The sequence below is a fragment of the Burkholderia sp. 572 genome, from assembly GCF_040545135.1.
Lineage (GTDB): Bacteria > Pseudomonadota > Gammaproteobacteria > Burkholderiales > Burkholderiaceae > Burkholderia > Burkholderia cepacia.
This window is the reverse complement of the sequence record NZ_JBEPLH010000006.1, coordinates 352986-376873: the sequence shown is the minus strand read 5'-3', so window position 1 is coordinate 376873 and position 23888 is coordinate 352986. Positions and strand designations below refer to the sequence as shown.

At 61.7% G+C, this 23888-nt stretch carries 26 protein-coding genes and 2 pseudogenes; 6 read left to right on the top strand and 22 right to left on the bottom strand.

Annotated features, from left to right (window positions below):
* Positions 1-628 precede the first annotated feature (628 nt).
* The 8 genes and pseudogenes from ABIC51_RS14655 to ABIC51_RS14620 all read right to left on the bottom strand — a co-directional run.
* A pseudogene (locus ABIC51_RS14655) lies at positions 629-1006 on the bottom strand (zinc-binding dehydrogenase); the annotation flags it as partial.
* Positions 1007-1206: 200 nt separating this feature from the next.
* Complete coding sequence (locus tag ABIC51_RS14650) at positions 1207-1731, bottom strand: DUF2147 domain-containing protein (RefSeq protein WP_096476069.1); 525 nt, start codon at positions 1729-1731, stop codon at positions 1207-1209.
* A gap of 223 nt (positions 1732-1954) precedes the next feature.
* Positions 1955-2683, bottom strand: a complete 729-nt coding sequence (locus tag ABIC51_RS14645; protein ID WP_175899502.1) for an OmpW/AlkL family protein — start codon at positions 2681-2683, stop codon at positions 1955-1957.
* Between the two features lie 246 nt (positions 2684-2929).
* Positions 2930-4594, bottom strand: coding sequence for a GMC oxidoreductase (locus tag ABIC51_RS14640; protein ID WP_096476067.1), 1665 nt, complete (start codon positions 4592-4594; stop codon positions 2930-2932).
* A gap of 120 nt (positions 4595-4714) precedes the next feature.
* Complete coding sequence (locus tag ABIC51_RS14635; protein ID WP_226128584.1) at positions 4715-5581, bottom strand: SDR family oxidoreductase; 867 nt, start codon at positions 5579-5581, stop codon at positions 4715-4717.
* 151 nt (positions 5582-5732) lie between these two features.
* Entirely contained in the window at positions 5733-7196 is a 1464-nt protein-coding gene (locus tag ABIC51_RS14630) for a class I adenylate-forming enzyme family protein (protein ID WP_208451266.1), read from the bottom strand.
* Between the two features lie 38 nt (positions 7197-7234).
* Positions 7235-8167 carry an alpha/beta hydrolase gene (locus ABIC51_RS14625; protein ID WP_175899505.1) on the bottom strand — a complete coding sequence of 311 codons (933 nt, stop codon included), beginning with the start codon at positions 8165-8167 and terminating at the stop codon, positions 7235-7237.
* Positions 8164-9138 (bottom strand): enoyl-CoA hydratase/isomerase family protein, encoded by a 975-nt coding sequence (locus ABIC51_RS14620; RefSeq protein WP_096476065.1) that lies wholly within the window; start codon positions 9136-9138, stop codon positions 8164-8166. The genes ABIC51_RS14625 and ABIC51_RS14620 overlap by 4 nt, the downstream gene beginning before the upstream one ends.
* A gap of 368 nt (positions 9139-9506) precedes the next feature.
* Here ABIC51_RS14620 and ABIC51_RS14615 point away from each other — a divergent pair, with 368 nt between their 5' ends.
* Together ABIC51_RS14615 and ABIC51_RS14610 are read left to right on the top strand one after the other, a co-directional pair.
* Positions 9507-10226, top strand: a complete 720-nt coding sequence (locus ABIC51_RS14615; protein WP_175899507.1) for a TetR/AcrR family transcriptional regulator — start codon at positions 9507-9509, stop codon at positions 10224-10226.
* Positions 10227-10433: 207 nt separating this feature from the next.
* Positions 10434-10816 (top strand): annotated as a pseudogene (locus ABIC51_RS14610) (TetR/AcrR family transcriptional regulator); the annotation flags it as partial.
* 424 nt (positions 10817-11240) lie between these two features.
* Here the strand turns inward: ABIC51_RS14610 and ABIC51_RS14605 are convergent.
* Entirely contained in the window at positions 11241-11579 is a 339-nt protein-coding gene (locus ABIC51_RS14605) for a hypothetical protein (RefSeq protein ID WP_175899508.1), read from the bottom strand.
* A 184-nt stretch (positions 11580-11763) separates the two neighbouring features.
* Between ABIC51_RS14605 and ABIC51_RS14600 the strand changes: the two genes are divergently transcribed.
* Complete coding sequence (locus ABIC51_RS14600; RefSeq protein WP_059699316.1) at positions 11764-13206, top strand: sensor histidine kinase; 1443 nt, start codon at positions 11764-11766, stop codon at positions 13204-13206.
* Between the two features lie 13 nt (positions 13207-13219).
* Here the strand turns inward: ABIC51_RS14600 and ABIC51_RS14595 are convergent, their stop codons facing one another.
* The gene (locus tag ABIC51_RS14595; RefSeq protein WP_021158078.1) at positions 13220-13693 is read right to left on the bottom strand and encodes an acyl-CoA thioesterase; all 474 of its coding nucleotides are present in this window, start codon (positions 13691-13693) and stop codon (positions 13220-13222) included.
* Between the two features lie 244 nt (positions 13694-13937).
* Between ABIC51_RS14595 and ABIC51_RS14590 the strand changes: the two genes are divergently transcribed.
* Complete coding sequence (locus ABIC51_RS14590; protein ID WP_060196831.1) at positions 13938-14876, top strand: response regulator; 939 nt, start codon at positions 13938-13940, stop codon at positions 14874-14876.
* Between the two features lie 668 nt (positions 14877-15544).
* Here the strand turns inward: ABIC51_RS14590 and ABIC51_RS14585 are convergent.
* From ABIC51_RS14585 to ABIC51_RS14575, 3 genes are read right to left on the bottom strand one after another with little or no spacing between them, the layout of a single operon-like run.
* Positions 15545-16345, bottom strand: coding sequence for a Fic family protein (locus ABIC51_RS14585; protein WP_059699319.1), 801 nt, complete (start codon positions 16343-16345; stop codon positions 15545-15547).
* 55 nt (positions 16346-16400) lie between these two features.
* A complete protein-coding gene (locus ABIC51_RS14580) occupies positions 16401-16634 on the bottom strand; it encodes a hypothetical protein (RefSeq protein ID WP_060316699.1) in 234 nt (77 codons plus the stop codon).
* Positions 16635-16691: 57 nt separating this feature from the next.
* Entirely contained in the window at positions 16692-16985 is a 294-nt protein-coding gene (locus tag ABIC51_RS14575; RefSeq protein WP_175899510.1) for a site-specific integrase, read from the bottom strand.
* Between the two features lie 282 nt (positions 16986-17267).
* On the opposite strand from ABIC51_RS14575, the gene ABIC51_RS14570 reads away from it, so the two are divergent.
* Positions 17268-17582, top strand: coding sequence for a hypothetical protein (locus ABIC51_RS14570; RefSeq protein WP_027792681.1), 315 nt, complete (start codon positions 17268-17270; stop codon positions 17580-17582).
* Positions 17583-17763: 181 nt separating this feature from the next.
* Here the strand turns inward: ABIC51_RS14570 and ABIC51_RS14565 are convergent, their stop codons facing one another.
* The 6 genes from ABIC51_RS14565 to ABIC51_RS14535 all read right to left on the bottom strand — a co-directional run bounded on the left by ABIC51_RS14565 (position 17764) and on the right by ABIC51_RS14535 (position 20547).
* Positions 17764-17949 (bottom strand): hypothetical protein, encoded by a 186-nt coding sequence (locus tag ABIC51_RS14565; RefSeq protein WP_119336727.1) that lies wholly within the window; start codon positions 17947-17949, stop codon positions 17764-17766.
* Positions 17950-18466: 517 nt separating this feature from the next.
* Complete coding sequence (locus ABIC51_RS14555) at positions 18467-18709, bottom strand: hypothetical protein (protein WP_059699325.1); 243 nt, start codon at positions 18707-18709, stop codon at positions 18467-18469.
* 67 nt (positions 18710-18776) lie between these two features.
* Complete coding sequence (locus ABIC51_RS14550; protein WP_059699327.1) at positions 18777-19340, bottom strand: Hsp20/alpha crystallin family protein; 564 nt, start codon at positions 19338-19340, stop codon at positions 18777-18779.
* A 19-nt stretch (positions 19341-19359) separates the two neighbouring features.
* Positions 19360-19566, bottom strand: coding sequence for a hypothetical protein (locus tag ABIC51_RS14545; protein ID WP_226128582.1), 207 nt, complete (start codon positions 19564-19566; stop codon positions 19360-19362).
* Between the two features lie 117 nt (positions 19567-19683).
* The gene (locus ABIC51_RS14540; RefSeq protein WP_027792686.1) at positions 19684-20091 is read right to left on the bottom strand and encodes an Hsp20/alpha crystallin family protein; all 408 of its coding nucleotides are present in this window, start codon (positions 20089-20091) and stop codon (positions 19684-19686) included.
* A gap of 15 nt (positions 20092-20106) precedes the next feature.
* The gene (locus ABIC51_RS14535; protein ID WP_027792687.1) at positions 20107-20547 is read right to left on the bottom strand and encodes an Hsp20/alpha crystallin family protein; all 441 of its coding nucleotides are present in this window, start codon (positions 20545-20547) and stop codon (positions 20107-20109) included.
* A gap of 249 nt (positions 20548-20796) precedes the next feature.
* Here ABIC51_RS14535 and ABIC51_RS14530 point away from each other — a divergent pair, with 249 nt between their 5' ends.
* A complete protein-coding gene (locus tag ABIC51_RS14530; RefSeq protein WP_021158088.1) occupies positions 20797-21180 on the top strand; it encodes a hypothetical protein in 384 nt (127 codons plus the stop codon).
* Positions 21181-21451: 271 nt separating this feature from the next.
* Here the strand turns inward: ABIC51_RS14530 and ABIC51_RS14525 are convergent, their stop codons facing one another.
* From ABIC51_RS14525 to ABIC51_RS14515, 3 genes are all read right to left on the bottom strand, one after another.
* Positions 21452-21769, bottom strand: coding sequence for a type 2 periplasmic-binding domain-containing protein (locus ABIC51_RS14525; RefSeq protein WP_175899512.1), 318 nt, complete (start codon positions 21767-21769; stop codon positions 21452-21454).
* Between the two features lie 124 nt (positions 21770-21893).
* Positions 21894-22808, bottom strand: a complete 915-nt coding sequence (locus ABIC51_RS14520; protein WP_021158111.1) for an ABC transporter ATP-binding protein — start codon at positions 22806-22808, stop codon at positions 21894-21896.
* A 45-nt stretch (positions 22809-22853) separates the two neighbouring features.
* The gene (locus ABIC51_RS14515) at positions 22854-23828 is read right to left on the bottom strand and encodes an ABC transporter permease (protein WP_175899514.1); all 975 of its coding nucleotides are present in this window, start codon (positions 23826-23828) and stop codon (positions 22854-22856) included.
* Between the last annotated feature and the right edge of the window lie 60 nt (positions 23829-23888).

The following is a 23888-nucleotide window of genomic DNA, read 5'->3' as shown; positions in this document are numbered from 1 at the left end:
GCGCGATGACCCAGTTCGCGCTGCTTTACCCAGAGCGCTTTAGTATCGGAATCTGAGTTTTAACCTGCCTCACACACGAAATTCCGGATACCTCCGGTAAGCCCTCGGTGAATTCATCTTGTCTATTCCACTGCACTTCATGACACACAAAAGATCGGATAGGCCCGTCCTGGGGGCAGAAAGAACCCGCGGACCTGTCCGTCGCGAAGTGCTTCGAGTTCGTCGCCAACGGCGATAACGACTGGATGATCCCGAGCAAGGATTCCGAAGACCTAGCGCGACGTCTGCCCAACAGCCGTTTCGTCATCTACGCGGATTCCGGCCACGGAGCGATATTTCAGTTCCACGACGACTTTGTCCCGAAAGCGCTCGAATTCCTGGCTCAGTAGTCCATCAAAACAGCTCGCAATTCGGCGCTCAATATCCTCCATGTTTCCTCGAAAGCGCGATTCCCATGGCGTACTTTGGGATCCGTCTGGAGCGCCGATCCATCCGGGGCGGCGTTTCCTGCCGCCCAAGCGCGATCATGTTCCCGGATGGACGATGATCTTGCCCGTCACCTCTCGGGCCGCCATCCTGGCCATAGCATCGGCCGCACCTCCCAAAGGAATGCGCTCGGTAATGACTGGGCATAGTCGATCGTTTCGTCCGCTCCCGAGTCGCGGCACGACGCCAGTTTGTCGCGCGTCGATGCCGCGGCGATGACGCGTGCGCCCATCGCCTTCGCGATCCCGATCGCAGCAAGACCGACCCCACCAGCCGCCCCCATTACAAGCAGTGTTTCGCCGGATTCGAGGTAGGCACGATGCCGCAGCGCGTGTAGTGATGTGCCGTAGGTCAGCATGAACGATGCACCCGAATCAAAGTCCATGCCGGCCGGCAGTCTCATGAGATGGCGCGCGTCGGCGACACAGTATTCGGCGAATGCGCCGTAGCTAGTCGAGCCGACCACTGCGTCGCCGATTTGCCAATTGTCGACGCCCTCGCCGACGGGATCGATAGGCCCGAATGCCTTGCATACCAGCGCTTTCAATTTGTCCAGCCTCCTCGTGTCATCAAACACGCCATGCCCTGCTCTCCCGGCCTGCGTCGCGAAAACGCGCGGCGACGCGATTCGGGCAGAGTGCTCATGCGTTTGACTGGCCAGGGAGCGCGTGTGACCACATGCAGCTGACATGTGCAACACGCTGCTCGCTGTCCAGGAAATCAGTTCTGCGCGCCCGATTCGGCGACATCGCCATGACGGGTCCAGATCTGCGAGCGGCCCAGCAAGGACACGCCAATATAGCCGCGCACCACAAGCTTCTGCCCCCCGGCCTCGACGCGCATCTTGCAGCTGTACTCGTTGCCGTTCATCGGGTCGAGGATCCTGCCACCGTCCCATCCGTCGCCTTGTTGCCGCATACCCCGGACGACAGTCATGCCCTGGATCTTTTGGTCCTTGCGTTCATCCGTACACTGCGTGCAGCGGCGATCGGGCGAGTTGTTTGCATTCAGTCCCTTGATTATCTTGCCGCTGAGCGTACCGTCACCGTTCTGCGTAATCTGTACCAGTGCGGTGGGCTGGTGAGTGTGATCGTCGATCGTCTGCCATATGCCGACCGGCGTGCCGGAAACGTCGGCAAAAACCGGCATCGCACATGTCAGCAGTGCGCCTGCGATTGTCATGCTTGCCCAGCCGCGCTTGACTGCGCCGGCGGGCTTTGTGTCGACATGGTTCGAAGAATGCATAACGCGTCATCCTGTTGGGTTATTCGTCCGCCGCTTTGTTCGAGGCGGCTGCATGAGTTGGCAAAATGTCGCGCGCCCCGCGAATTCGAAATGGAGACGCACGAACGAGGGTTTCATCGGCATGCCGCACCACGACCGGCACGAACCTGCCGCTCGCTTCCCGCGCTCGATTCATGCGATAGGGGACACGGTGTGTCCCCGCCTCGTACGACACGAGTGATCATCAAAACCGATACCCGACGGATACAAACGAAACGACAGGATTGAGCTTGAGCTTCGTACTGCTGGTCACGACGCCACGCGGCGACTGCGTCGTCAGCGTGGCCCGGGAAGAAAGCCACATATAGGAGAGCGATGCATCGACCGACCAGTGCTTGTTGATGTTGTAGCTGAGTCCCGCATTGATAACCGGCGCGAACGAACTGCTCAGCCTTGCGGTGGTCGGTCCTTCCAGCGCGTGACCGAACGTCGGCGAATACAGGAAAGCACCGCTGGCAGTCGCAGGTTCCAGTTTCACTCCGCTGAACCAGACGTACGACGCGCCCGCGCCAAGGTAAGGACGAAATTTGCTCGTGGCATCGTTGAAGAAGTATTTCAGTAGCAGCGCCGGGCTCCACTCGTATGCAGAACCGATCCGGCCGAGCGCACTGAGGGATCCCGTGCCCGTCAGCCGGTACTTCGGTGGTATGCCGAGCGCGGCGCCTGCGGCAATGTGATCGGTGATGAAGTAGGTCGCGGTGAGCCCGAAGGTATCCGAATCGTCGACCGACGCGCCAGTGCCTGCAACGGTCGCGCTCGTGCCGAATGCGGAAACCGTGAGCGGTCGGCTGGAATCCTGCAGCGCGAAGTGAAACCAGCCGGCGTTCACGACCAGGTCTCCCGCACTCTGCGCGTGCGCAGTCGTGGTCGTCAGCAGCACGGCGGTAACTGCAAAAGCTCTATTCTTCAACATCCTGTCTCCTCCGGTTTTGGCATATGTGACTGATTGAGTGAAGCGGCACGGCGATTGCGAGGTTGGCCGGCCGGCGCTATCCAGCGCGCATCGACATGCGTCCGCAATTTTTTGCCGTGGTTTGCCATCGCACGACACTCGGTGAATGTGCCGATCAACTTTCGATGACAATCGGCGATCCGATTCGGTGAGTCACGTCACGCGAAGCCCACGCGTGACACGTCCGGCTTCATCCGGCGACTTCGTTCATCGCGCGGCCTCGCGCTCGGACGATCCATCGAGCCGCTCCGGGCTCGCTGCCGGTATCTGCGCCATCGCGTACTCGGCGAGTGCAGTTATCGTCAATGCCGGGTTGACTCCGGGATTGGCCGGCATTGCCGCACCGTCGCATACCAGCAAGTTCCGATATCCGAACACGCGCATGTGCCTATCGACCACGCCGCACGCGGAACTTGCGCCGATGACGGCGCCGCCCAGCACATGGGCAGTGGTCGGGATGTTGGCCAGCGCTTCCAGAACGTTGCTTTGAGCAACACCGCCGGTGCGGCTGGCCAGCCATTGGGCTGCCCGATTGCCGATTTCGATGTACGTCGGATTGGGGCGGTCGCGATTCTGTTCGGTTGAGAGGCGGTAACCCCGCCCTATCCACCGCTTCCTCGCGCGCAGCACGATCGCGTTGTCCAGCGCCTGCATCACCAGCAGCGTGACCATGTGGCGGCTCCATCCCGCCGGCCACAACGTCCTGAGCCACTGCCACGGATGTCGAGCGATGTTGGCGAGCCATTTCAACGGCCGGGTCAGGCGATTGCCCTTGCCGACCAGGACCGTGTACATCAGGCCCATGAGGTCGGCGTGGCGGCCATACGTGAGGAACTCGATCTGGGTGTCGTCGTCCAGGCGCACACTGCTGCTGGCCGTGACGTCGTTCCAGGTCTTCAGATCCTTGGGAAGACGGACATTCAGCACCGACTCGCTGTTGGTGCGCGCCAGCTCGCCGAGGCGGTTGCTGATCCGCGGCAGCGAACCGCTGAGCTTGCAGGTGGCAAGCAGCTCGTTGGTCCCCAGTGTCCCGCCCGCAAAAACCACGCCACGCGCGGTATGCACCTTGCGATCCCGGCGGACCAGTAAAGCGCCGGGGCGTTGCGTGACCACACGATACCCGTCGCTGCCGTCGGCGGCCCCCAGCGGACTCACGTCGACGACCTCGCGCTCGGCTGCGATCCGCACGCCGAGCCGCTCTGCGAACCACAGGTAGTTCTTCGTCAACGTATTCACGGCACCGACCCGACATCCCACCATGCAGGCGCCGCAGCGCGTGCAACCGGTGCGATCAGGGCCTTCGCCCCCGAAATAGGGATCCTTGACAGTCTTGTCCGGTTCTCCGAAATACACCCCGGTGGGAGAGAGAACGAAGCCGTCCTCTTTGCCGAAGTGCCGCGCCATTTCCCGTGCCAAACGCTGATTGGTCGAGTCGAACGGCACGGTCCTGGCGCCGAGCATGTGCTCGGCCACCGCGTAGTGCGGTTCGAGCAGTCGCTCCCAGTCACCGAGTTCTCGCCACTGCGAATCGTCGAAGAAGCGCCGACGGGCACGGTACAACACGCCACCGTAGACGGTGCTGCCGCCGCCGACCGCCGACTGACTGGGAAAGAACACATGGCGAAACACGCGCATGCGCATGACGCCCTTCAGGCCGAGCATGGGTGCCCACAGGAACCTGCCGAGTTGCCACGCGGATTCGGGCAGGTCTTCGTCGCGAAAGCGCCGGCCGCGCTCGATTACGCCAACTCGATAGCCCTTCTCCGCCAGGCGCAGCGCCGAAACACTGCCGCCGAATCCTGAACCGATCACAATCCAGTCGTAATCGAATGTAGTGCTAATCAAATTAAATTCCCCTTCTCCATGTTTCATCGGGCGCTGCTTTCCCGGCGGGCAATCCGGGACATCCACGATCCGGCCTCGAACCTCAACGTGTTGTCGGCCGCGCGAATGCAATCGAATTGACGCGCGAGCGCCGGATCGAGGTTCCGCTCACTGCGCAATGCGCCGGACGACCCACCGCGTGAGTGCGGACGGCGCGAGTCGCGTGGCGAGCGCCAGCATTCCCGCTTGCAAGCCGACGGTCCAGTGAGTTCGATGGAACAAGCTTCTGCTCGTCGCGCAGGCCCACACGGTTGCCGCGACGTCGGCCGGCACGAGCCGAATCCCGAGCGATTTCGCGCTATGGAGCTGGTTGAAGCCGTCAGCCATCGCGGTGTTGACGAAGCTCGGCCAGATATCGCTCACGCGGATGTCGAATTCGGCCCACTCGAGATCGAGCCCTTCGGTGAATCCACGCACGGCGAATTTGGTGCTCGAGTAGGTCGCGAGCGCCGGTTGGCCATAGATCGCAGTCGCCGAAGCGATATTGATGACATGGGAACGTGGCGTTTCTCGCAGATACGGGAACGCACTATGGCAGCCGGTAACCATGCCCCGGACGTTGACGTTCAGCATCGCGTAGTGTCGGGTCAACGGCACGTCCTCGAATCGCCCGGACGTGAGTATTCCGGCGTTGTTGAGCAGCACGTCGAGCCGTCCACCACTGCTCGTCCAGAATGACGAAAGCGCTCGCTGCCATGCTTGCGGATCGCTCACGTCCAGTGCGCCAGAAACTGCATTGCGCTGGCCCAGGGTGGCAGCGACTGTGGCTGCGCCGTCCGCGTCGATGTCGTACAGGCCGACAAACCATCCGTGCCGCGCAAACAGCTCGGCGCACGCGCGGCCGATCCCCGAAGCTGCGCCTGTCACGAAGATCGAGGGTCGGGCGTCCGGACTGCGGGCGTCAACTGGCGGCCGCGGCGCTCGACGGTCGTGCGCCACGGTGAAGTGCGTCTTCATGTCGATAGGCTCTTTCATCGGTCGGAGATCCAGAAACAGTGCGGCAAGGAGCGCGATAACACGTGTCGGACAGATTGCGGGCCGGCTTACCACGGTCGCGGTGATCGTAAACGCGCCTGTGGCGCGTTCCCTCTCGAGGCAAGCGCCGTTCCCGGCTTGCCAGCCAGGGTCATCTGCTGGCGGTCGACCACATGTCGCGCAGCTTCAGCTTGTCGATCTTCCCCACCGCGTTCTTGGGGAGGCTGTCGACGACGTTGATCGCCACGGGTCGCTTGTAGCGCGTCAAACGGACCGCGCAGTGTTCCTGCAGTTCGGCCTCCACGCACGTGAATCCCGGGCGGGATGCGACGTACGCAATGACGATTTCGCCGAACGTCTCGTCGGCGGCGCCGATCACAGCCGCTTCGAGCACGCCCGGGAATTCGGACAACGCGTCTTCGATTTCCTTCGGATAGATGTTTTCGCCGCCGCGAATGATCATCTCTTTCAAGCGTCCGACGATGGAAAGGTAACCGTCCTCGTCAACACGCCCGATGTCACCCGTGTGCAGCCAGCCGTCGACAATGGTCTTCGCCGTTTCCTCGGGCCTGCCGAGATAGCCACGCATGACGTTGGGGCCCTGGATCAGCACTTCGCCAGTCGAACCCTGCGGCAAGTGCGTTCCGTCAGGATCGGCGATCGCAATCCGTTGACCGGCGAATGGCAGGCCAACCGTACCGGCCTTGCGCACGCCGTCGAACGGGTTGATGGTCGAGCCACAGGTGCCTTCGGACAGTCCGTACCCTTCGATCAACGGAAACCCGTAGCGGGTCTCGAAGCTTTTCAGTAGATCCGCAGGCGCGGGTGCCGCGCCGCAGATCCCGTACCGCAGGCTCGACGTGTCGGGTTTGACATGGTCTGGCAGCGCGTTGAGCAGCGCGTAGATCGTCGGTACGCCGGAAAAGAACGTCGGTCGACATCGCTCGACATCGTCGAAGAATGTGTCGATGTCAAACCGCTCGCGCAGCGTGACGCGGCCACCGGCGAGAAGCGGCATGAGGGTACTGACCATGATGCCGTTGACATGGAACAGCGGCAAAACCAGCATGCTGTGGTCCGCCGACGTGACGTCGAGCGAGCGCAGTCCCATTTCCGACATGGCTTCGACGTTGGCATGATCCAGCATCACGCCCTTGGGTAGGCCGGTCGTGCCGCTCGTGTAGATCAGCAATGCCAATGCCGCAGGATTGTCGAACGGCTCCCGGGTGTCGCGCGCTACCCTCCGCAGTGCTGCAACCGCCACGGAATTAATACCGGGAACGACCTCGTCACCGGCCACGTCGATGACGAGCTTCGCGCCGGAATCGACGATTTGATGGGTAGCCTCCTTGCTCGTCAGACTGGGCTTGACAGGCGTGACTGCAGCGCCCAGACGCCATGCGGCGAACATCGCCACGACGAACTCCACCCGGTTCGGCAGCATGACCGCGACGACGTCTCCCGCCCCTACGCCCAGATTCGCGAACACCTCTGCCGCCTCGACGACCCGGGCGTGAAACTCCCTGTTGGACAGGGCGGTAGAGGCATCCGCGATACATGGCGCGTCGGGCGCCGACGCCGCGCGCAGGTCGGGAAGTTTGGAAAAGCGCATCATTGCTCTCTCTAGGTAGTTTGGTACGTTTGGCGTCCGAATCAGCGCGCCGAGGATCCGAGCAGGTGTTCGGTCAAGAAGCGAACCTGGTCAGACACCAGGCGTTCGAAGGGCTCGCCCAGATAGAAGTCGAAATGTCCGGCACCGTACAGCTTGATTTCGCCGCGCGGCGCGTGCTTGACCAGCGCGATGGTCCGATCCGCCGGAGTAACCGTATCCGTCGTGCTGACACAAAATAGGATGGGCGACCGGACCTTCGCAGCCGAGCGTCCGGGCCGGTAAGTCGCAATTTCAGGAATCACTCTCGCCGATACGTGATTGACGAACTTCAGCCCCTTGGGCACCAGCGCCAGATAACCCGACAGCGCATCGTGTGCGTTCATCAATGCCGGCTGGCCGGGCGTGGCGGCTATCGGCACCATCACGGGCGAACGGCCAAACAGCTTCGCCGCGAAATCACGCATGACGACAGGGGTCATGCGCATCGATGCCCGCACGCCCAACGCAACCGCGGAGGCCAGACCGTCTGTAAACGGACACTGGCTAATCGCTGCCAGCAGTTCGGGATGACGGCTGGCCACGCGAATGGCGTGCCCCCCGCCGAAGGAACTCCCCCAGATCGCGACGCGGTTTCCGTCGACGTCGGCACACCCTTTGACGAAATTCAGTGCCGCGTCCCAGTCGGCAAGCTGACGTTTCACAGACATCAGTTGCCTGGGTGTGCCGCCGCTGTCGCCAAAATAACGATACGTGAACGCCAATGCGGCCATGCCTGCCGCTGCAAACCGTTCGGAATAGGCATCCAAACGCATTTCTCGAACCGCGCCGAGCCCGTGCCCGAGCACGACGACCGGCGGCCGCTGCACGCCGACCGGCAGGTAGAGCCACGCGGTGCAGTAAGTTTCGCCGGAGACGAACTGCACTTCCCGGCGCGTGAACCGGTGAGGCGTCTGTGGGATTGAAAGGGTGCTCATTTTTTTGAACCATTGCTGTGCAAAGGGAAACGGCCGCTCTCGAGCGCTTCCTTGTAGACGGCCGGGTCGTACAACGGCAGATCACCGTCGCGAGCGGTACGTTCGAGGTATTCGACCATCAAGGATTGCGCGGTCTCGGTCGGCGAGATAGAAATGAATTCCGTGCGCTCGACATGCAGGCCTTCTTCAAGCGACATGGAGCCGCCGAGGTACACCGCCCGTTTGATCGCTGCGATTGCGTCACGCGGACGGGAACTCATGTATCGCGCAAGTTCGACGGCCCGATCGAGCAGTTCATCGGGCGATACCACTTCATCAACGAGGCCGATTTCGAGCGCCTTTCTCGGCTGCACCGGGCGCCCCTCGAGCATCATCATGAGGGCACGATGGGCGCCCACCAGTCGAGTCAGGCGTTGCGTGCCGCCGCCGCCGGGATTGATGCCGAGCAGTATTTCCGGCTGCCCAATGAAGAAATCACCATCCGCCATCAGGCGGACGTCGCACGCCTGTGCAAGCTCGCTGCCCAGGCCGAGCGCCGACCCATTGAGCGCGGCAACGAAGATGATCCCGCACCGATTCATCCGCAGGAACGTGTCGTGCAATGCATCCAGTTGCATCCCGCCCTCCATCGGCGTGACGGAGGCGACGGCCGCCAGCGGAGGCACGCGTCGCACTGCGGCGGAGGCGCGCGCGATCGCGGAGGCAAGACCCAGCCCCACTTCCGGTATGCTCTTGCCACCCTCCTGCAGCCAACGAACGTCCGCGTGGCCGATGAATCGCCCCGGATGCGTTCCTGTCAGGACGACTGCTTTGACGGAATCGTCAGATTCCACTTTGTCCACCAGCGCGGCGAGCGCGTTGGCCATGTTCAGTCCCATCAGCCCCAGCGGACCGCCGTCCAGCCGTACGATCAATACGGTGCCTCGGGCTTCGATATCGAGGCGCCCGGGCATCGCAGGTGTCATTTTCATCTCCGAATCCTCTGAAACTTGAAGAGCCGATACGCTCTTCGTGGGTCTATCACGGCACGCGCCTCTCGAGGCGGCTTCGATTCGATGATCGAAATTCACGCTGTTGCAGGCATTCGCCGCTGGTTCCACGTGGCAGACAATGACGGCCTTCAGCGTCGCATTGGCTGCGCGAAGGGAAAGCGCCGACACAGCGAATTCAAGCGCTCTTTCCTATCGTTTCGCATTACTTAATACAAAGCCAATGCTGCATGTCTGTCATCGAGGGCTGCGTGACGGGCATGACGTCCATTCAGCCTTTTGCCCGCTCGAGGTCACTATCTATAACTTCGTTATTTGGTAGAATAACTTCGTTATGAGGCCTCCGCAATATGTCCACTGATAGGTCAAACCCTGATGTCCGTACCCGTCTCATCGAAGCGACGATTCGTTTGCTTGCGACGAATGGGCCCTCCGAAGTCAAGGCGCGCTCGGTAGCGAACGAAGCAGGCCTGTCCACGATCGGCGTTTACAACTATTTCGGCGGTGTTCCGGAATTGCTTCGGGCCGTTGCCGACGAGGGGCTTCGAAGGCTGGTCGCCGCATTCGAACAGGTTCCAAAAACTGACGATCCGTTGGCCGATCTGTGCGCGATGGCGCTGGCGCATCGGGATGCTGCACGATGCAATGCGCATTTGTACGACTTGATGTTCGGCCTCTCAATCCACAGCAGATATGGTCCGGCTCGGGCTGGCGCGAATGCGGTCCCGAGCGTACATTCGTCAGCGTTCAAGGCGGCATTTGCCCTTCTGGTTGATACATGCGCTCGTCTGGTGGAAACCGGGTGCGTGCGGCAAACCGATCCCGTTCACATTGGCCTGCAACTTTGGGGCGCGGTGCATGGATTCGTCACACTCGAGCTGGCGGGTCACTTTGCCGACGTGGCGGATCCGCCTTCGGAGATCCTGGTGCCGATGTGCAACAACCTGGTCGTCGGCCTCGGCGCGACGCGCGCGAGCGTCGAGGCCGCCACGAGCCGCGTCGTAGGCGTGCGGGCGAGCACACAGGAAGTCGAATCGACCGCGCCGACACGTAAACGAAGAGGGACCTGACACGACCAGGCATCCCGGGCCGAATTGCTCGTTCGGCCGCCCGGCATGGGGCCTCGCCAGCCCCGCCAGCGGGAGCGTCGGCAAGAGGCCCGAATAAACTATGAGACGGTAGCGCCTGCTGATCCGCGCCTAGACGCGGAACTGGTATTTGATACACATCATTTCAATGCGCAGCTGTTTCCACGAACCGCATCCCGACGCAAGGAACTGACCAACCAACGCATTGTCGGAGCGTGCCGCGCGCGCGATCCGGCGCAGCGGCTATGACGGCACCGGTGTCGCCGACATCATGAAGGAAGCCGACCTGACGCATGGTGGCTTTTACGCCCACTCCCCGTCACGCGACGCGATGCTGGCCGAGGAGGCGGACCGTGCAGGGGCCAAAACCGTCGCCGTGTCGGCCGGCATTGCGGCCAACGCACCGGCGGAAGAGGCATTGACGTCGCTCGTGCACGCGAATTTGTCGAAGGAGCACGTAGAAAACGCAGCGATGGGGTCCGGTGGCGGCCCTCGATTCAGAAATGCCCCGCCAGACGTCCAAAGTGCGACGTTTATCCATGCGACACATCGAGGAGATGATCGATCTCCTTATTGCCCTCAGAACAGGGTAGTCAGTAACGCACTGATTCTTAAAGATTTCTATTTAGGGCTGCAAGGCAAGGCATTGCTGGGCCAAGCGACCTGTAACCGGAAAAATGCACGGAGATCGAAGGGACCCCAAGTTGTAATGTCCGCTTTTCGACCCATCGTAAGCTGATCGGCCGCTGGGAATCCAGCGCCGGAGGCTGCGATGGCTGGAACGGATCACGATGACGATGCGCGAGCTGGACAGGTTTAAGGTCATCCAGGACGTCGCGGACCGCAAAAAAGTCATGCTGATTCCATGATGGCCGTGCCGCGGCCATGGGCATCGAATTTGATTCGATAATCCGTGCGATTTTCGAGCATCGCGAAATATTCGCGAAACTCGGTGTTAATGCGTAGCCCGCGGCGTTTACCGCAAGCATGCATCTGCTATCCGGCTAACGTCATTTTTCCATGACAGAAAACGCGGGTTCCCGGAAAAATGTATCGCGTCGGTCGATTGCCATGGATTTCGTGTTCGATCGGCGCGATTGCTTCTAAAAATAGCTTGAAAATCGACGACGGCTCATCCGCTGATCGAGCAGTTGGCTGCGGCAAATTGTTGCATTGTTCGAATTCCCGCTTCACCCGATCGGCCGCAGCGTTTGTTACTGCGCGGTTCCCGGCATTTGTCACGGCGATAGTTCGCGCGATCGCAATAACGAATGCAATCGTGAATGCATGGTTCGCATGCGGCAAAGTTTTAGCCCATGGCCAGTTCCTGATCACGACGGCGATCGATTATCCTATTCAGGATCCGCCACGCGCACGATCCGCAATCGAGATGCGCGAAACCCTCGTGGACAAACTCGCCCGCGCTCGCTCGCCTGCCGCTGCGTGCTACTCTCGCAACCGGCACCGGCCAGGACAGTACAGTGGTGCGCGACCAGTGAACATTGTGGATTCACGCATCATGTACTCGATCTTGCCCGCGTTCGTCTCTGCGCTGTTTCTCGGGTTCGGCCTCTACGTGCTGGCCACCAAGGGCCTCACGCGGGTATCCGTCCCGTTCGCCTTGATGTGCGCGGCGACCTTCGTCTGGCAGGGAACGTGGGCCTTCCTGTTCCAGACGACCGACGCGGACGTCGCCAACTTGCTGGTCAAAGCAGGTTATCTGTTCATCCTGTTCCTGCCGACGACCTTCTATCATTTCGTGACGGAGATCGTGTCGCGTCGTGACGAGCGGCCGTTCATGTTCGCCTCCTACGGCCTCTGCGTGCTGCTGGCCATATTGCTGGTCACGGGCAATGGGGTCGTCGATGGATTCCGCCTGCATTTCTTCGGCCCGTATCCCAAGGCGGGCCCACTGCATCCGCTGCACGTCGTGCAGACCGTCCTCCTGGTCGGCCGCAGCGGCTGGCTCCTGATCGAGGCACGACGACAGACGCGCGCGCGGGATGTCCGGCAACTGCTCACGCAATGTCTCGTCAGCCTGGGCCTCTACTCGCTCGCGGCCACCGACTACGCGGTGAACTACGGCGTCGAGTTCTATCCGGTGGGGGTACTGTTCATTGCGATGAGTCTCGGGATTCTCGCGACGTCGATCGTCCGCTATGGCCTGATGGGCCCCTATCTCCTGGCCGCGACGGTCGCGCACGAAGTGGCCACGCCGCTGGCGGCGATCGGCCTGCATGCGGACGAGCTGCGCAACGTCCTGCCGGCGCTGCTGCGCGGGTATCGGCTGGCGGTGGAGCACCGGTTGTGCGCCGACAGCTTGTATCCGGGGCAGCTGGACCGGCTGCCGACGCTCGCATCGTCGATCCGGCGCCAGGTCGACACCACGAGCACCGTGGTCGAAATGTCGCTGGCGTCCTTTACACTGGACCGACTCGATCGCCACGGCTTCGCGGCCTATCCGATACGGGCCTGTGTCGACGCCGCGGTGGATCGCTTTCCCTTCCGTCCGGGGGAGCGCGACCGCGTGTCGGTCGGCGCGATCGATCCGGACCTCCGGTTCTCCGGAACCGACTCGCTCGTGATCTTCGTCATCTTCAACCTGCTGAAAAACGCCCTGTATGCGATCGACGCAAGCGGCCGTGGGCAGATCGAGATCGACGCGCATCGCAGCAACGGTTACTGCGTGGTGCGTTTCAGCGACACGGGTCCGGGCATCGCTCCCGAGGTGCTCCCTCAAATCTTCGACGCCTTCTTCTCGACCAAGTCGCACGGGTGCGGCGCCGGCATGGGATTGAGCTTCTGTCGTCGTGCATGCGAAGCGCTCGGCGGCGCCATCGCGTGTGAATCCATCCCCGGCGTGCGGACCACGTTCACGATTCGGCTGCCGGAGCCCGGTTCGCCGGCGGACCAGGCATTGCGCGATCCGCCGGCGCCCACCCGGCACTATCGCATCGGGTAAGGCAGTCTCACCTTCAGTTCGCGGCGGACGGCAGGATCAGTTCATACGCCTTGACGCGCTCGATGATGCCCGCCGGAAACCGGCTGATCCGCTTGTCGGGCCCGGCAAACACGATCTGCTGGTACCCCAGCGACACCTGCCGCCCGTCGACGTAGAAGCGAAACAGCAGATACGCCGAACACTGCCGAACCTCGAACGTATTGAGGAAGCAGTCGACCCGCTGGAACGGAAACGTCTCCTGGACGTATTCCTGATGCGCGCGCTTCGTCACGAACGACCCGCCGGCCGCCAGCAGGTTGTTGTGGATGCATTCGTGAAACCAGCGTTCACGGCACACGCCCTGCCATTCGAAGTAGCGTGCGAAATAGGTATTCATGAAGGCATTGGAATCCTTGAGGTAAATGTCGACCACGTGGTGGAAGGTTTTTTCGGACTGATGTGCCGTTTCGTTGGAAAGGACGTGAAGAATCGCGTCTTGCGTCAACATGGATAACTCCTTGAATCGCTACTGGCGGTAGCGGCGCATTCCTTCAACGAGAAGGAATGGCCAGATTCTCGCCGTGCAATTCTGTTGAGCGCTTCGGTCAATACATGCCAAATTAGTGGTTGACAAATGGTTGATGTAAATCCCACTTTCGCCCGATAATTGGCGCGGTCATGCAACGCGGCCGTCATTTTTGGAAACGCGTCTCCGTTATCGAATCTTTTTCTGCTGATTTATCGACACTCGTATGCAAACCTTCGTCAGGCAGCCGGTGCTCTATCCCGTGTCCGTGGTGTTTGTCGACGACAATCCGGATTTCCTGCAGGCGCTGCGGGGCGCATTTCCGGACGAACACCTGAACCGCTTTTTCACGCAACCCCGGGTGGCGCTCGACTTCGTGTCGTCGCGTGACGTGGAGATGCCACCAACGGCCGCGGACTATTTCGGTGCGGAGAAAAAAGGCGGCAATGCGATCGGCGAGGATGCGCTCACCGATCCCGCCCGATTCGAGGCGGTGGGCGCGGTGGTCGTGGACTTTTCAATGCCGGAGGTCGACGGCATCCAGCTTCTTTCCTCCATCCGCAACGCAAACTGCATGAAAATCCTGCTCACCGGCGTTGCCGACGAGCGCGAGGCGGTGGACGCGTTCAACGCGGGACTGATCGATTGCTTTCTGAAGAAAACCGACGTCGAGATGCCACGCAAGCTGGCAACCGTGCTGGACAACGCGAAACGCAAGCACTGCGCGGCTCGCGGGCACATCAGCCTGCATGAAGCAGGGTCGACCTACCGGGATCCGAGGATCGTCAAACTGATCGACGAGGTGGCCGCGCGGGAAGGCATCGTCGAATACTACTGGCGCCCCAATCAGGACGCGGTGCTGATGTTCGACGCCGCGGGCGCGCCGAGTGTATTTCTCGCCTGGAACGAAGAGGATTGGTCGTTTCACTGCGATATCGTGGCCGACGCGAACGGTCCGGCCGAATTGCGCCAAGGGATGGAGGCGCGCAGCATCATGCCGCTGTTCTGGCCATCGCAGGCCTATCGGCCGGGCCTCGCCGACGTCAAATGCGCGGCGCCCCTGCCCGTTCCGGGATGGAACGGCACGTTTTATAGCTGGACCCGTCTGGACGATACGGCCACCGAACGCGAGCTGCCCACGTTGGCGAAATGGCGTCACGCTTGAGGAATCATCTGCCTGTCTTCAATCAGGTGGTGCTGTCGTCGAGCCGGCAAGAACTCGATTTGAAGCAATCCCTGTCAATGTTGACAGTTATCGGCGGCACGGACTTTTGTTTCAATAGCGCCCTATTCCGAGGGCCACCCACTATTCCAATCAGGCGGCACATTCATTCAGGGCAGGTATCAGAAGTGCGGAAGGGCCATTCAGCAAGCGACTGATACCGCTGAGTATTGTTTCAGGTGCCGCGTGGTAAGCCTTGGCGGATCTGGTTCGATCTACGCCCCGATAAAACGCAGCAAAATCAAGGCTCCCTGCTATCCCCGCGCGACCTCGATGGGTCGGCAGCACGTTTCCGGCCGGCGCCCATCGCGGTCGCTCGTGATCCCGTGACGCGCGTGTCGCCGCGCGGCGCTTGCACGGCGAGACCGGTGAATTCTGCCCCAGACATTTCGATGTGCTCGATCTGCGCGTGCGTATTGCACGTGTCGTCGCCCGCGAGAACGTGATCCGCTCAGGACCTGCTGTATGAGGGCGATATCTGATCCAGAATGTCGTTGAACGCCCCTTCCGATACCGAGACGAAGGACTCGAAATGCAGATCGTCTGCGCGTCCAAACGCTCAATAACGGGTTCGTTCGTTATAAATTCTTCTGAAACCAGTTCATATTTGATTACGGCCGAAAACCCGGCGACGGCGGAGCCGTATCCGGTGCGGGTGTATGACGCAGCCCGAGCACGTCGAGATATGTGTCAAGCGAGCGTTGTGCAGATTCGGCAACCAGTCGCGTAATGTCGCCGTAATCGCCACTAACACATGCTTTGTCGAGCGCGTCGTAGTAGGCAAGCCGATCCTCTTTGCGGATGATCGCGGGCGGATAGCCCGCCTTCATCAACTCGAAGTTGAGCAGCAGCCGCCCCGTCCGCCCGTTGCCATCAATGAACGGATGGATCTTCACGAATCGCGTGTGCAGTTCCGCCGCCCGCTCGACCGGATGCCTGTCTCCGGCCGCCTCATACCAGTCGATCAGCGCGGCCATTTCAGCAGGCAGATGCATGAAATCCGGCGGGGTTGTACTCGCACCCGCGATCACCACGTTTTCGCGGCGATACCGGCCCGCTTCTTCAGCATCGATGCCCTTCAACACGAGACTGTGGATGTTGCGAATCTGCCATTCCGACAGTGCCTCCGCTTTCGCCACGATGTCCTCGACATAGACGATCGCGTCACGATGGTTTGTCGCCTCGAAGTGCTCGCGAAGGGATTTTCCGCCGACCGTGATGCCTTCGAGCACCACCTTGGTTTCTCGCAGCGTCAGCGTGTTGCCCTCGATCGCGTTCGAGTGATACGTCCACTCGAGCAACAACTTTTCGCGCAGCGAGGCAACGGTGTGCTGTGGCAGCGGACGCGCGGCGTCGAGTGTCGCCTTGTCGGCGTCGATCGTGTTCAGCAGCGCGGAAGTTTGATTCGGCATTTGCTTCTCAAGGCGAGGTTCACTATTCGTCAGTATATATCCCCAATGGGGACAATCAAGCGGGTTTCCGCATTTTCTGCCACTGCAGGATTTCCAGCACGTATGACCGGCCCATATCGGGCATGGTGCGCGAGTCTGGCGAGTCTGCCGGCAGAAGCCACTTGTCCAGCGTCCGCACGGCAATGCTCAAGCGCGCGGCAAACTCCGCTCGCGTCATACCCAGTCGATCCATCGCTACGCGCAGCAGTTCCTGCTGGGGAAGTGCTGCGAGATCTTCCTTCGTAGTCATGCGTCAATTCAACGGTCAAAGTCACTTCCGGACTTATATCCCCAACGGGGATGACAATCAAGCATCAGCGAAAAATCCGTCGAGATCGGCCATCGCCTTGCGCCTCGCCTTCTTCGAAATCTTGAGATATGGAGCGAAATGATCAAGATGGATGTGGCCGAGAAGTGACTGCACCGTTTCGATTGAGTGACGCTGTGCAATAAGGCGATTCGCGAAGGTCCGGCATCTTGGGTGGCTTGAAATCCCTCGACCGAAACCAGCGGCGCGGTACAGTCCGGTTACATCGTGCTGAAGGCTGTCCACCGCGAGATGTTTGAACGTTTCGCCGTCGTCGTTGACGGGACGCTTCACGTTCAACTCGTGGCGTGTACGCTTGTGCGTCAAGATGAGCGGCACGGCATAGTCCCCGCCACTTGCTCCGGTCGGGCGTCGTTACTTTGCTGCGCTTCCAGCGCCATTCGATGTATCGGTTCCTGGTCGCGACGGTTTTCGGGTGACTCAGGGAGACGCATTGGTGATCACACCTCGAAGGCCCACTTCCTCGCAGCGCCCACCGCCATCGCACGACATGGCCGATTTTCGGTGGATCCTCGGGCAGCGTTAGAATAGCGCCCCTTCTCATGGGAGACGAAAATGTCCTGGTTCGTTTACGAAGTACCCGAATACCACGAAGACGCTGCGCGCATCGAGCCCTTCAGCGACCTGCGCAACCGTGTGTTGAAAGTCGGTGACCCGGCCATGGCTGAAGAACTGGAAAGCGTTCGCGAGAACGCCGCAGCGACCGCCGACACGCCCGAGCGCCCCCTGCGGACTCCGGAAAATCCGCACGTCTTTCCGATTCCTTACGCCGAATCCATGATCCTGGTCGGGTTCATCTTCGATCTGAAACGCGAATTCCGGCAACTGGTCGTGTCGCCCGTGGAGATGCCCTGGCTGAAAGACGCGTAAGAGGCGGTCGGAACGGAAGCGCGACCTCGCGCTCGCGTGCGCGCTACCCGTTGACGTTTGGTCAGGCCCGGCACTCACTCGCGGAAGAAACCGGTGCCGGCGTCGGGCATCGACGCAGGAGCGAACGTCGGCGGCAACGCGAAGGCGCGACAGACGCAAGGTGCCTGCGATCGGCGGTTCTCTACAACAACGACAACTGAGCCGGCATGCTTGTGCGACCTGCCTGATCGCTTTCGTTTACCGCCAAGTCCTGCCGGTTCGTGGACTGAGCATCGCCGTCGTCCTGTCGATATTTCCGCGCCCAATCGACGCCAAGCACATCAGATGAGAACACAACGCCGGGCGCAATCTGAACAAGCTGGCTCATGTGCGGATTTTCCTAAGCAGTCTGAACGTCGAAGTGTGCGGCTGCATAGCGTGCACTGCAGTTCCACACTTCGACGCCGTCACGGGTAAAGGTAGCCCATCCGTCCTTGACGATCACCTCTGCACCCGGAAAGACGTCACCATATCCATTTGCCGTGGCCGCGAAAACCGTTCGCTCGCGACACGTCGCCCAGTATTTCCCGTTTTCCAGGGTTAGCGGCTTTGTGCTCAATCGTCGACTCGACTCGTTGTTTGATCAAAAAACGATCGCGGTTCTTTGCTCCCGCAATCCATTGAGGCGCCCTGTCAGGGGCATGAGCAAGGTAAGCGCAATTCCCTATCATAAGCCGTGACGTCATGACATCTCTTGTTATCGGCCCGGCATTGCCCCTACCCTTTCCCGTCGCTTGTATTCACGATCGCTAACCGGCCGTAGCCACCGGAACCGGGAGCGAATCGCCCATCGATTCCGCAGGTGCCTGCTTCGCGCCCGGCCCCCGGCTTTTTCGACCGGCACGCTAGATCCGCCGGACATACCGCTCTGAAACGACCGAACGTTGCTGGATCCATGCGACGGCAAGCTCCAGCGCTTCATCGCGTGCCTCCTGGGCGTTGGCGAAATCGCCATCGACACCGAGCGTGCGTGTCTCGCCGGCCCGGTCGGTGACAATGGCCGCCGCCGCGTAGCGGCTGTTTCCGGTGACGGTTACCACCGGCCGGACCTCGCAGCCGTGATACTCCATGACGTTGTCCGTTTGCATATGACACCTCCTGCAACGTGTTGCACCCGAAGCGAGCCCGGCGATGCGGGTTCTTGGCGTGCTTGCCCTAGCCGATATCGATCGAGCGACCGGCGGACTGCACCGGCTCCGATTTCGGCACGGTCAACGTGAGTACACCGTTATCAAACTTTGCCAGGGTGTGGTCGGGATCAGCGTTTTCCGGCATCGGGATCGTGCGCATGAAGCTTCCATGGGCGCGCTCCAGCCGGTAGCAGCCGTTTTCCTCGCTGCGCACATCCTGCTTTTTCTCTCCACGCAGCACGATTGCTCCATCCTCGACGCTCAACTTCAGATCTTCGCGCTCCATTCCGGGCAGTTCGGCGGTCACGCGCAGCACCTGCCCCTCATCGACGACGTCGATGCGCGGCTGGAAGCGCGACGAGCTGAAGTCGCCAAACCAGCGTTCGAGCGCGCCACCGCCTGCAAACGGGTCGTGAAAGAACGCCTCCATTGCACGCCACGGGTCACGTGAGAACAATCGCGGGATGTCGGGCCACGAAGCCCGCCACTGTTCGCCTGTCGGCGTGCTTTCCGCGCCTTCCGCATCGGACTTGCGGGCAGTTCCGCGAAGGAACTTGAAGGGGTTCCACTTTTTCAAATCGGTATTCATGGCGTCCTCCGATTCAGCTTCAATCTGATTTCACCGCGTACTCGACCGCATCGCGCCGCGCTTCGCCCGCGCTTGTCCAGCGTTTGCTGAAACGCGGCAGATGCCGGTCGGCCAACACCTCATCGTTCCGTTCGATTCGGACCATCCGGACGATAGCGATGTAGCCGTCCAGTGCGGACAGGCGGGTCACGATCGGTCGCACGGGAATAGCGCGGAGATCGATCACGTGTCCTTTCCAGGACTCCTGCATAACATCAGACACCCGCCCCCCGCTGCTCCTGGTCCGCGCAGGCGGCAGCGCGATCGCTGCCGCCCTGGTTGCCGACCTGCCGTTGCCGAAGGATCAGCTGGTCCTGACTTCAACGCGCCGTGGGCGCGCCTCGTCGCGGCGCGGGATTGTCAGCTTCAGCACCCCGTCGTGAAGGCTCGCCTCGATCCTTGACGTATCGAAGTCCGGTGACAGCGTGAACGTCCGGGCGAAATGCGGTTCGCGGACCTCGGCATGCTGCAGCCGCAGATTTGCCGGTGTCGGCACCGCCGCCTCGGCCTCGATCGAGAGGCTGTTGTCGTGAACCTTGACGTCCAGCTTGTCCCTCGTCACGCCGGGCAGATCCGCCCATAGCGTGACGACCTGGCTGTCCTCGTATATGTCGACGGCCGGTACGAGCGTGATCCGGCGCTTGGGCTGTTCCGTGTCGCGACGTGCCACGGTGGACGGGCCGCGTTCGGCCAGTTGGGTCGTGTCATTCATGATCGGCTCCTCGGATTACCGGATAGTGATGGCGCGCGGCTTGGACGATTCACGCCTGCCGACACTGATCGACAGACAGCCATTTTCGTAGCGCGCCTGGACCTTGTCGGGATCGGCGGTGTCGGGCAGCTCGATGACGCGCCTGAAGGCGCCGGCAAAGCGCTCCTGCGCATACGTACGCGTCTCGCTGCCAGTGCCGGGCTGTGTCGATTTGCGTTCGCCGCTGATGGTCAGCAAGCCCTTGTCGATCGATACGTCGAGTTCGGCGGCGTTGATGCCCGGGGCGAAGGCGACGATCTCGATCGACTCGTCGGTCGCACCGATATTGATCTGAGGAAACGCGCCAAGCCGGCCAGCGCGGATGCTGGACGGAAAGCCGCCGAGGAGTTGCGCCATCTGCTGCTGCAGGCGGTCGAACTCGCTGAAGAGGTCGGTTCCGAAGTAAAGATCGCTCATGATCGTATCCTCCTTGAATGCAGTCGGGAGGCGAACGGGCCTACGCGCTCCAGTTCGCCTGCCAGACTGTCGGCAAACAAATCGAAACACGCAGCGCGCGGGATCCGGAGGCCCGCGCGTCTGCCTGAGCGAAACCTAAGATAGGCACTCCGCGAAAAATTTCAAGGTGCGTCGGCAGATTTTTGCACTTGAAATTCCGGTGCTGGAACCTATCATCGCAGCGGCTTGGAACTGCATGCGGAGGACGCCATGGAATTCGACACGGACTGGCTTACGCTGGGCAGGCATCGTATCCGGCTGCGCTCGACGAAGGGCTTTCCGACCGAGACGATGCGCACTGTGACCGAGGTCGTCAGACTCGCGATCGACAACAACATGAGCGCGCGGGCGCGACTCGTCGAGGTCGTCTGCCGGCACGAACAGACCTACGACGTGCTGGTCGGCACGACGATGGCGGAGGACAAGGTTTGTGCACCGCAACTTGAAGCCGCGGTTGCGGTTGTGCTGGGCCTGTTGCCCGACCAGATCAACATCACGGTCACCCCGGTCACGCAAAAGGAGGTCGATCTGCACTTTGGCGTGTACGAGCGGATGCTGTCGGAGAAGCTGAGTACGGCCCCGCCGACCCGCTGACCGATCGGTCCAGCGCTCGGCCATGCGTCGACGGGGTCGTGACCGACATTCAGCTCGGCCAGGCCGGCAGCACCGTGCACTTGCTGTTGTTGCCGTAGCTTAACCAGCGGGTCGCGGTGAAAGGACGTATTACCTGGCCGGATTCCGGAACCCGGTTTGCACCGACGCCGGACTTCGCATTTCCGGTCGGCTACCCCGGCGGGAGCGCTTCCAGGGCGCATGCACTACCGTGCGCGGCGTCCATTTCATCCGCATCATCCCCCGATCCGGATCATGCGACCGATGACATGCGAGTCGTCCGATGCACGGATGAATGGCGCTGCTGATCGGCCGGCGTCGCGTGTACGCCATGGCCCCTGAAATACGCCGGCGTGCCGACCACCGCCCTCTCCAGTGACGGCGTGATGGAGACGGCAATCATGTGCGGCGCGAGGCTCTCGCCGATCCGGATGCCGACATCGCATCCGTCCGCCACGATGTTGGCCAGGCTGTCGTCCATGACCAGTTCTAGGCCGAGCGCGAAAAAACGCGTGCCGAACTCCTCCAGGTGCGGCTCGATCAGGATCGAGGCCGCGACGCGGGCGGCCAAGACCAGACGCGCCAGCCCTGGGCCGTCGGCCACGACTACCGACGTGGACAGAGCCCGAACACGTCGCCTCCGGCACGCGCCCGACCGCGCCCGTGCCGATCGCCCGGCCGTTCCCCGTCCCGGTCTACTCGACGTTGTCCGACACGTCCGTCATCCGGATCATGTGCGGCTTCACACCGTCGTCGTCATCGGCAGGCACGGCCTCCTTCGGATGAATCAGCGCTTCGAGCCGCGCCTTCGTCGCGACGAACGCCGGCGAATTGACCTGCGAATAATCGCGCGGCCGTGGCACCGGCACCTCGATCAGTTCCTGCACCGCGCCCGGATTCGCCTTGAGGACGAGAATGCGATCCGCCAGGAAAATCGCCTCGTCGAGATCGTGCGTGATGAACAGGATCGTCACGTCGATATTGCGCCAGATGTCGAGCAGATGCGTCTGCATCCGCGCACGCGTCTGCGCGTCGAGCGCACCGAACGGCTCGTCCATCAGCAGGATGCGCGGGCGGTTCGCCAGCGCACGGGCGATCGCCACGCGCTGCTTCATCCCGCCGGACAACTGGTGCGGATACACGTCGGCGAAACGCGTCAGCCCGACGAGATCGAGCCACTGCAGCGCTTCGCGTTCGGCCTCGCCGCTGCTGCTCCCGTTCATCCGGAGACCGAACATCACGTTCTTCTTCACGGTGAGCCACGGAAACAGCGTATAGCCCTGGAACACCATCCCGCGATCGGCGCCCGGCCCCTGCACAGGCTTGCCGTCCAGCAGCACTTCGCCGCTTGTCTGCGCTTCGAGCCCCGCCAGGATGCGGATCAGCGTCGACTTGCCGCAACCGGACGGGCCGATCACGCACACGAATTCGCGGCGGTGCGTACGGAAGCTGATGTCGTCGAGCGCGACGCACTCGCCCTGCGGCGTCGCGAAGCGCTTGCCGACGTGGCGCACGTCGAGTATCACGTCGCGGGTTTTCAGTCGTGCGAAGCGCTCGCGCACCGCGTCGGACTGCATCAGGTACTCGGGAACGGCTTGCGGATTCTGCATGATGCCCTCTGCGGAAATCGGTTGACGGTTGCGAATCAAAGGGCATCACGCTTTCAGCGTGCGGTCCCACGGAAACAGCTTGCGGCCGAGCACCCCGAGCACGATGTCGGTCCCGAGGCCGATGACCCCGATCATCAGGATCGCCGCATACACGTTGTCGAAATGCTGGTAGCGCGCCTGCTGGCTGATGTACCACGTGATGCCCGAACTGGTGCCGACGAGTTCGGCAACGATCAGGTAAGTCCACGCCCAGCCGAGCAGGATCCGCTGGTCGCGATACAGGTCCGGCAGCACACCGGGAATCACGACGTGGGTGAGCAGCTTGAGCTTCTTCGTGCCGAGCGTCATCGCGGCCTCGAACAGCCCGTATTCGAGCTTGCGTGTCGTGTTCGCGATGATCAGCACCTGCTGGAACAGCGTCCCGATCACGATGATCGCGATCTTCGGTGCGTCGTAGATGCCCAGGATCGCGACCATCAGCGCGCCGAACGCCGGCGCGGGCAGGTAGCGGAAGAACTCCAGGAACGGCTCCTGTAGTCTCGCGAGCGCGCTGAAGGTGCCGCAGACGATGCCGAGCGGCACACCGATCGCGGACGAGATCACGAAGCCCCAGAAAATGATCCGGATGCTGTGCCACAGGCTCTCGTGCAGCCATACGCCGTCGCGGGATGCGGGCGGTGTCGTGAACGCGGTGTAGAACGCGCGCAACACCTGGTGCGGCGCGGGCAGGTAGACCGGATTCGCGCGCACGCCCTCCGGCACGGCCGTATGCATCTCCCGTGCATGCGCGAGCTCGTCGTCGAAGACTTCGCGATCGATCTGCATGCCGGCCTGGAAATAGTCGACGCTCCCCGGATTCGTGATGCGCATCTGCGGATGCCAGACGAACGGCACATAGCTGATCAGGCACCAGACGGCGAACGGCAGCAGGAAGGACGCCAGGCCGAGCGTCCATTTGCCGCGCGTCGTCAGTTCGCGGCGCACGGCCAGCCATCCGGTCGTGTTGCGGGTCATTGACATGGAAATCTCCGTATCGTTTCGGGTGCCGGTCGCGCGGCGCCCATGGCATCGCGCGACCGG

Bases quoted from the DNA above. Each gene is read 5' to 3' on its own strand.
- ABIC51_RS14620 (WP_096476065.1), bottom strand. From the start codon at position 9,138: ATGAAAATGACACCTGCGATGCCCGGGCGCCTCGATATCGAAGCCCGA.
- ABIC51_RS14540 (WP_027792686.1), bottom strand. From the start codon at position 20,091: ATGAATGACACGACCCAACTGGCCGAACGCGGCCCGTCCACCGTGGCA.
- ABIC51_RS14600 (WP_059699316.1), top strand. From the start codon at position 11,764: ATGTACTCGATCTTGCCCGCGTTCGTCTCTGCGCTGTTTCTCGGGTTC.
- ABIC51_RS14535 (WP_027792687.1), bottom strand. From the start codon at position 20,547: ATGAGCGATCTTTACTTCGGAACCGACCTCTTCAGCGAGTTCGACCGC.
- ABIC51_RS14615 (WP_175899507.1), top strand. From the start codon at position 9,507: ATGTCCACTGATAGGTCAAACCCTGATGTCCGTACCCGTCTCATCGAA.
- ABIC51_RS14650 (WP_096476069.1), bottom strand. From the start codon at position 1,731: ATGCATTCTTCGAACCATGTCGACACAAAGCCCGCCGGCGCAGTCAAG.
- ABIC51_RS14590 (WP_060196831.1), top strand. From the start codon at position 13,938: ATGCAAACCTTCGTCAGGCAGCCGGTGCTCTATCCCGTGTCCGTGGTG.
- ABIC51_RS14565 (WP_119336727.1), bottom strand. From the start codon at position 17,949: ATGAGCCAGCTTGTTCAGATTGCGCCCGGCGTTGTGTTCTCATCTGAT.
- ABIC51_RS14580 (WP_060316699.1), bottom strand. From the start codon at position 16,634: ATGACTACGAAGGAAGATCTCGCAGCACTTCCCCAGCAGGAACTGCTG.
- ABIC51_RS14515 (WP_175899514.1), bottom strand. From the start codon at position 23,828: ATGTCAATGACCCGCAACACGACCGGATGGCTGGCCGTGCGCCGCGAA.
- ABIC51_RS14595 (WP_021158078.1), bottom strand. From the start codon at position 13,693: ATGTTGACGCAAGACGCGATTCTTCACGTCCTTTCCAACGAAACGGCA.
- ABIC51_RS14625 (WP_175899505.1), bottom strand. From the start codon at position 8,167: ATGAGCACCCTTTCAATCCCACAGACGCCTCACCGGTTCACGCGCCGG.
- ABIC51_RS14585 (WP_059699319.1), bottom strand. From the start codon at position 16,345: ATGCCGAATCAAACTTCCGCGCTGCTGAACACGATCGACGCCGACAAG.
- ABIC51_RS14550 (WP_059699327.1), bottom strand. From the start codon at position 19,340: ATGAATACCGATTTGAAAAAGTGGAACCCCTTCAAGTTCCTTCGCGGA.
- ABIC51_RS14645 (WP_175899502.1), bottom strand. From the start codon at position 2,683: ATGTTGAAGAATAGAGCTTTTGCAGTTACCGCCGTGCTGCTGACGACC.
- ABIC51_RS14530 (WP_021158088.1), top strand. From the start codon at position 20,797: ATGGAATTCGACACGGACTGGCTTACGCTGGGCAGGCATCGTATCCGG.
- ABIC51_RS14570 (WP_027792681.1), top strand. From the start codon at position 17,268: ATGTCCTGGTTCGTTTACGAAGTACCCGAATACCACGAAGACGCTGCG.
- ABIC51_RS14640 (WP_096476067.1), bottom strand. From the start codon at position 4,594: ATGAAACATGGAGAAGGGGAATTTAATTTGATTAGCACTACATTCGAT.
- ABIC51_RS14635 (WP_226128584.1), bottom strand. From the start codon at position 5,581: ATGAAAGAGCCTATCGACATGAAGACGCACTTCACCGTGGCGCACGAC.
- ABIC51_RS14555 (WP_059699325.1), bottom strand. From the start codon at position 18,709: ATGCAAACGGACAACGTCATGGAGTATCACGGCTGCGAGGTCCGGCCG.
- ABIC51_RS14630 (WP_208451266.1), bottom strand. From the start codon at position 7,196: ATGATGCGCTTTTCCAAACTTCCCGACCTGCGCGCGGCGTCGGCGCCC.
- ABIC51_RS14520 (WP_021158111.1), bottom strand. From the start codon at position 22,808: ATGCAGAATCCGCAAGCCGTTCCCGAGTACCTGATGCAGTCCGACGCG.